The sequence below is a fragment of the Microcoleus sp. B7-D4 genome (assembly GCF_036705125.1).
GTDB lineage: Bacteria > Cyanobacteriota > Cyanobacteriia > Cyanobacteriales > Microcoleaceae > Microcoleus.
Map to the genome: position 1 here is coordinate 21,667 of NZ_JAUBTT010000030.1, position 6,909 is coordinate 28,575.

The 6,909-nt window shown below is 47.6% G+C and carries 4 protein-coding genes; all 4 read right to left on the reverse strand.

Annotated elements, in window-relative coordinates; translation table 11 throughout:
• Positions 1 to 15: 15 nt before the first annotated feature.
• Positions 16 to 2,109, reverse strand: coding sequence for a HEAT repeat domain-containing protein (locus QUB12_RS14150; RefSeq protein ID WP_333142883.1), 2,094 nt, complete (start codon positions 2,107 to 2,109; stop codon positions 16 to 18).
• A 217-nt stretch (positions 2,110 to 2,326) separates the two neighbouring features.
• Positions 2,327 to 2,686 carry a nitrite reductase small subunit NirD gene (nirD, locus tag QUB12_RS14155; protein ID WP_333057424.1) on the reverse strand — a complete coding sequence of 120 codons (360 nt, stop codon included), beginning with the start codon at positions 2,684 to 2,686 and terminating at the stop codon, positions 2,327 to 2,329.
• 222 nt (positions 2,687 to 2,908) lie between these two features.
• Positions 2,909 to 5,473 (reverse strand): nitrite reductase large subunit NirB, encoded by a 2,565-nt coding sequence (gene nirB / locus QUB12_RS14160; RefSeq protein WP_333307202.1) that lies wholly within the window; start codon positions 5,471 to 5,473, stop codon positions 2,909 to 2,911.
• Positions 5,474 to 5,905: 432 nt separating this feature from the next.
• A complete protein-coding gene (locus tag QUB12_RS14165) occupies positions 5,906 to 6,694 on the reverse strand; it encodes an ABC-2 family transporter protein (protein WP_333307204.1) in 789 nt (262 codons plus the stop codon).
• Positions 6,695 to 6,909: the final 215 nt, after the last annotated feature.

The window sequence follows — 6,909 nt, forward strand, 5'->3', positions numbered from 1 at the left end:
AAAGATTGTTTCTGTTTACCAGTCTTGGCTGCGTAGTCGGCGACCCGCTAAGGCACGCACTTGCTCTTCTGCGTCGGAAACTGCAAGCGATCGCAACAACGGCACAACTCCCGGATTTTCGGGATAATGTTCGATAATCGCTTCGAGCGCTGTAAATCTGGGATTGTAAGGAAAAGAACCGTTTTGATTGTCAGGATCGCTCAAAGCTCGATCGCGCAAAAACTCAAACATTCCCGGCTCGTCTTTCCATCCCCGCATTAACTCTACCAGGGCGATCGCCCGCACCTGCGAATCTTCATCCTTTTGAGATCTACTTTTGAGCCACTCGAAAGTTTGAGACTGATTTGTCCGTGCCCGGGCTAACTTTTGCAAAGCGATTTGCCTGACAGCGGGACTCTCATCGCCCTCTGCTTGAGCCTCCAGCAGCATCCAAGTTTCAGGATTGTCTGGCCAGTTGTAAGCTAGTTCAAGCACCACCGCTTGCCGCACCAGCGCTTCCCCAGAATCGAGCTCAATTTTCAGCCAAGGCAAGGTTTCCGGGTGGTCGGGCCACCCCCGCACGATCGATCGCACTAGCACGCTCAGCAGGTGAGAATCATGCTCCAACTCTACCCGGCTTTTGAGGAAAGGCAGCGTCTCGCCCCGGTGAGACCAGCGTTTTGCGATCTCTTCCACCGCAGTTTCTCGGACGTTGAGGTGTCTGTCTGACGCGGCGAGATTTTGCAACCAGCCAAAGACTTCGAGACTTCCTGACGCCACTGCGGCGACAGCCTCCACTACTACTTGCCGCACAGTCCAGTAATCCTCGGAATCAGCTATTTTTTGCAGCAGGGGCAGGGTTTCTGGGTGGTCGGGCCAACCTGCGGCTATCTGTTGTAGGGCTATTTCGCGCAGGTCGGCGTCGCGATCGCCCAATGCTATATTTTTCAAAAAAGTCAGAGTTTCGGGGTTCCCGCGCCAGCCAGAGGCAATTGCTTGCACTGCTGAGCGCCGGACGCTCGAACTCGCGTCGGACTCGGCTTTAGTCTTCAGCAGCGGGTAAATGTCTGGTTCGTCGGGCCAGTGCGAGGCCAATTCTTCTAAGGCTGCTGTCCGCACTTCTTTGCTGCTGTCGGATTCGGCTAGGGTTTTCAGCAGCAGGCAAACGTCGGCTGCAGCAGGCCAGCCCGCTGCCAACTCCCGCACCGCTACGGTTCGCAGGATAGAACTTCCTGTCTGGGCAAGGTTTTTGAGCAGGGAGGCCGTGCCTAAAAGGCTGTGCCAACCTCTGGCTATTTCTTGCCACGCACAGACTCGCACTCCCAAATTTTCGTCGGATTCGGCGGCCTTTCTCAGCAGCAGCAAGGTATCTGTGCGATCGGGCCAATTAGAGGCCAACTGTTCCAGTGCTGCGGTGCGAACTGCGGGACTTTGATCTGACTGAGCCAGGGCAGTCAGCAGCGGCCAGGTATCGCTCGTGTCTGGCCAACCACAAGCCATTTCTCGCACACAGGTCGATCGCACTGCCCAGCTTGGATCGGATTTGGCGAGTTTTTTGAGCATCAGGTAAATTTCTGGCTGGTCTGGCCAACCACGGGCTATTGCTTCGACTGCTGTGGATCGGACTTCGCCACAGTCGGTGGAGTGAGCGAGTATTTTCAGCCAGGGCAGGGTTTGCGGGTCGTTTTTCCAAGTTTGGGCGATCGCGACGATCGATCGATTACGAATTTGATAAGTTTCCTGCAATTCTTGAGCGCTTTGATAAAGAATCAGGAAACCCGTACCGTATTGCGATAACTTTTTTAAAGCGTTTAACAGTTTTTTTTCGGTTTTTTTATTAACATCATTTTTAACTTTTAACAAGCATTGCGCTGCTAAAAACAAATTAATAAATTTTTCTTGTTGACCGTTTTGATCTGTGAGATATTCTATAATTTGGCTCGCTGTTTCTTTGTCGAGCTTAGCTGCAATTTCTCTGAGGACTTCGTGCAAAGATTCGTCCCGCCAGTGCTGGCCGAAAACTTGTATGTTGAGTTCGCCCCAAGTCAGTTGACCGATTTTGAGTTGGGCATGGATTAACTCTGCTACAGTCTGGGGATTATTTTCGGAAACAAGTTTTTTTAACAACATACTGATACCCTGCCCCTGAAGTTTGTTTGCATTGACAATCCTCGCATCAGCTCCGATATTAGTTGAGATTTTTTTGAGCGAGCGTGGAGTATGGAGCCAATCGACTCTATTTTATACGAAAAATACTGAGTCGGGAGGGCCCCAATGCAAAATCCGCCAGCACCCACAGGAATGTTAGGTGGTGGCGGATGGCGATCGAACAATTAAGCCGCTGAATCTAACTAACAGCTACTTGGACGCGATCGGCTACAACCCGAACCGCAAAAGTAGGAATCTTTACCGTTTCATCATCCAGACATTGCCCGGTAGTGAGACTAAAGTTTTGCTTGTAAATGGGAGAAGCAACTTTGAGAGTGCCGTTGCGATCGCCCACAATTCCCCGCGACAAAACAAAAGCTTTACTAAACGGGTCGTAATTGCTAAGCGCATAAACTTCATCCCCGTTTCCCACTCGGAAAATCGCCACTTGTTCGCCTTTAACTAAAGCGCAAACTCCAGTATAAGGGGCGATCGCATCCAGAGAACACACATCTACCCAAGTAGTCACAGTATCTGAAACTTGTAATGATTGAACCATTTTCTTTTCCTGTTATTTTACTTCAATCTCGTTCCCAGTCTCCGGCTGGGAACGTAGGTTTCGAGGCTCTGCCTCGCCTCGCCGAAGGAGGCAGAGCCTCCCGGAATTCATTCCCAGGCAGAGCCTGGGAACGAGATTCTTGCTCCCTCCCCTTAGCAAGGGGAGGGCTGGGGAGGGGTTATCTTGCTCCCTCCCCTTAGCAAGGGGAGGGCTGGGGAGGGGTTATTCCGAAACTCCAGCCAGAGCCTTTTCATGTTCGTTAGCCGGCCGCGTTTGTCCCCGTTCCGCAACACGAACAATACTCGGATCGGGTAAATCGGAATTCACAAAATGCTGGAACCGCTGCACCTTTTGTGGGTCTTCAATCGTCGTTTTCCACTCACATTGATAAGTATTAACTAAATGTTCCATCTGGGCTTCTAATTCAGCACAAATTCCCAGAGAATCCTCAATTATCACCTGTTTCAAGTATTCAATCCCGCCCTCAAGTTTGTTCAACCAAGTAGCAGTGCGTTCCAATCTGTCTGCCGTGCGGATGTAGAAAACCAAGAATCGATCGATATACTTAATCAGCGTTTCCTTATCGATATCCGTCGCCAGCAAAACCGCGTGCTGTGGCTTAATACCACCGTTGCCACACACGTACAAATTCCAACCATTCTCTGTCGCAATGATCCCAAAATCCTTGCTTTGAGCTTCCGCGCATTCGCGAGTGCAACCAGAGACAGCAGATTTGAGCTTGTGGGGCGATCGCAAACCACGATACCGCAATTCAACTTCGATCGCCAAACTCGTAGAATCCTGCACCCCAAAGCGGCACCAAGTGCTACCAACACAAGATTTTACAGTACGCAGAGCCTTACCGTAAGCGTGTCCCGACTCAAATCCCGCATCAATCAACCGACGCCAAATATGCGGCAATTGATCCACACGAGCTCCAAACAAATCAATCCGTTGCCCGCCAGTAATCTTAGTATAAAGCCCAAAATCCCTGGCAACTTCACCCAAAACAATCAACTTATCTGGAGTGATTTCTCCCCCCGGTATTCGGGGCACCACCGAATAAGTACCGTCGCGCTGAATGTTTGCCAAAAAGTAATCGTTCGTATCTTGCAAACCAACGTGAGACTTCTCTAAAATATGGTCATTCCAAGTAGAAGCCAGCATCGAACTAACAGCCGGCTTGCAAATTTCGCAACCCTTACCTTTGCCGTGTCTTTCAATCAACTCCTCAAAGGTTTTAATCTCTTGAGAACGCACTAAATGGTACAATTCTTGACGAGAATATTCAAAGTGTTCGCAAAGATTATTTTTGACTGCAAACCCAGCTTTTTTCATCTCCGACTTGAAGATATCAGTCACCAAAGGCACGCAGCCGCCGCAGCCCGTCCCCGCTTGAGTGCATTTCTTGACGCTGGCAACATCGGTTAAATTATGATCGCGAATCGCTGCACAAATCTGCCCTTTGGTAACATTATTGCAAGAACAAATTTGAGCAGAATCCGGCAAACTGTCTACTCCAAAACCTGCCGGAGCTCCCCCTTCTCGCGGTGGCATCAACAAATCTTCGGGATGCGGCGGCAGAGCAATTTCATTTTGCATGAATTGCAGCAAAGTGCCGTAAGCCGAAGCATCTCCTACGAGAATTCCGCCTAAAATCCGGCTGCCGTCTTGATTTAAAACTAATTTTTTGTAAATGCCTTGGAAGGTGTCAGCAACAACAATTTCTTTAGCATCGCCCGACTTGGGAAAAGGCTCTCCAAAACTAGCAACATCCACCCCCAATAATTTGAGTTTAGTGGACATATCTGCACCTGTAAAAGTGCTTGTGGGACGGGCATCTTGCCCGTCATCCGCTACACTGCTCAAAATATCTGCTGCTACGCTTGCCATTGTATACCCAGGCGCAACTAAGCCGTAGATGCGATTTTGATAAAGGGCGCATTCTCCGATCGCATAAATGTCAGGATCGGAGGTTTGGCAGCTATCATTAATCAAAATGCCACCGCGTTCTCCTACTTCTATACCGCAACTTCTGGCAATTTCGTCGCGGGGGCGAATGCCAGCAGAAAACACTATCATATCTGTTGCCAATTCCGAACCGTCAGCAAACAGCATTTTAGTAACTTTGCCATCTTCGCTAACAATTTCTGTTGTAGATTTGCTGGTGTGAACCGAAACCCCCAACTCTTCTATTTTGCTACGGAGAATTGCCCCGCCAATTTCGTCAACTTGCACGGGCATCAGCCGCGATGCAAACTCAACCACGTGAGTTTTTAGACCCATATTTTGCAGAGCATTAGCACACTCTAGACCTAACAAACCGCCGCCAATTACTACGCCAATTTTGCAATTTTTAGCGTAATATGACATCGCTTCCAGGTCGTCAATTGTCCGGTAAACAAAAGTTCCTGTAGCGTCTTTGCCTTTAATTGATGGCACAAATGGATAGGAACCGGTCGCGAGAACAATTTTGTCGTAGGGAACTTCTAAACCGTTGGCTGAAGAAACTATTTTTTTTTCCCGGTTGATGGCGACTGCTTTGTCGCCAATGTGAATCTGGATGCCGTTTTGTTGATAAAATCCCGGTGCAACTAAAGATAAATCTCCCGCTGTTTTGCCAGAGAAAAATCCGCTGAGGTTTACGCGATCGTAAGCAACGCGCGGTTCTTCACAAAAAGTAATTAAATTCCAGTGTTTGGTAGCATCCGAGCTCACCATTAACTCCAGGAACTTGTGACCTACCATGCCATTGCCGATTACAATGAGGTTTTTTTTGGCTGTCATTAGAATCTCTTTTATCCCGTTTATCAGTCGTTGGGTTAATTAATATAAGACTTTATTGTAAACTTTTGTACTTATATATACAAAAAATGGAGATTTATGCAATTGTCGAATACTCCCGATTGCATTTTTGCATGATGTCTGCGATCGACTTAAGTAGGTGCGTCAGTCGATTTTAGATTTTAGATTTTAGATTTTAGATTTTAGATTTATATCATGTCAGGTCGATTACCCGAAATCAGGTAGGGGCGGGTTCACCAACAATATCTGCCAATAATTGACAATCTCAAAAACCCGCCCGGCCGGGATATTATGGTCAATCGATCAGACATGATATTACTCGACAGTTAAGTAGGGTGCGTCACGTCTTTTTGACAAAACAATTAACATTTTTACTGTGACGCAGCTTACAGTTTTCTAATTTTTAATTATTATTTAAGCTCCCATGCCCGAATACTGCTTCAAACCCTGCCGCCAAAGCCAGCGATTCCACACAAAAAATACCGCACTCCAACCCAACATTACCAACAAACCACGGCCTACATCTACGGGTAATCCTATCAAGATAGAAGCGGGAAAATGAATCAAATAAGGAAACGGCGTCCACAAAACTACTTCGCGCACCTGTGCGGGAAACACTTCTAGCGGCGCGATAAGTCCCGATAAAAATAGGTAAATTAAAAGCCAGAATTGTTCGATCGCACTTGCCCTTTCCAGCCAAAAAGCAAACAGCGCAAAGGTATACTGTATCAAGAACCGCAAGCAAAAAGCCAAGACGATAACCAACAAAAACAGCAAAAACCTGCCCAAACTCGGCAGCCAAAAAGACTGCGGGTAAAGTGCAAAAAACAGCAGCACTAATCCGCATATAAACGGCAGCCTCGCAAACCTTTCGGAAACGTGAGATGCGAAGTGGTGCCATACAGGATCGAGAGGCTGCAACAATCTATTAGATAGCTCGCCTTTCACTACTTGCTTTTCAAAATCCCAAATCACCCAAACTACATTTGTTTGCCTCACAATGAAAGCCGCTAAAAAATAACGGGCAAAGTCGATCGAATTCAGCCCAAATTGACCAGTTTCGGCCGCCTGCATCCAGACGCCCATCAATATAAACGGCAAAGCTCCCGACAGCGCCCACAAAAACAATTCCGCCCGGTATTCGAGCATATAAGCGTAGTAGGTAACTAGCAAAGTTTTAGCAATTTTGATGGATTTTGTCATATCAATTGTAGATTTAATTTTTCGGTGTTAGCAACGGGCAAGATGCCCGTTCCACAAAACATTGAAACTTTAGTGGAACAGGCATCTTGCCTGTTCAATTTTTCGGTGTTAGCAACGGGCAAGATGCCCGTTCCACACAACATTGAAACTTTAGTGGAACAGGCATCTTGCCTGTTCAATTTTTCGGTGTTAGCAACGGGCAAGATGCCCGTTCC

Bases quoted from the DNA above. Each gene is read 5' to 3' on its own strand.
- nirB (WP_333307202.1), bottom strand. From the start codon at position 5,473: ATGACAGCCAAAAAAAACCTCATTGTAATCGGCAATGGCATGGTAGGT.
- QUB12_RS14150 (WP_333142883.1), bottom strand. From the start codon at position 2,109: ATGTTGTTAAAAAAACTTGTTTCCGAAAATAATCCCCAGACTGTAGCA.
- QUB12_RS14165 (WP_333307204.1), bottom strand. From the start codon at position 6,694: ATGACAAAATCCATCAAAATTGCTAAAACTTTGCTAGTTACCTACTAC.
- nirD (WP_333057424.1), bottom strand. From the start codon at position 2,686: ATGGTTCAATCATTACAAGTTTCAGATACTGTGACTACTTGGGTAGAT.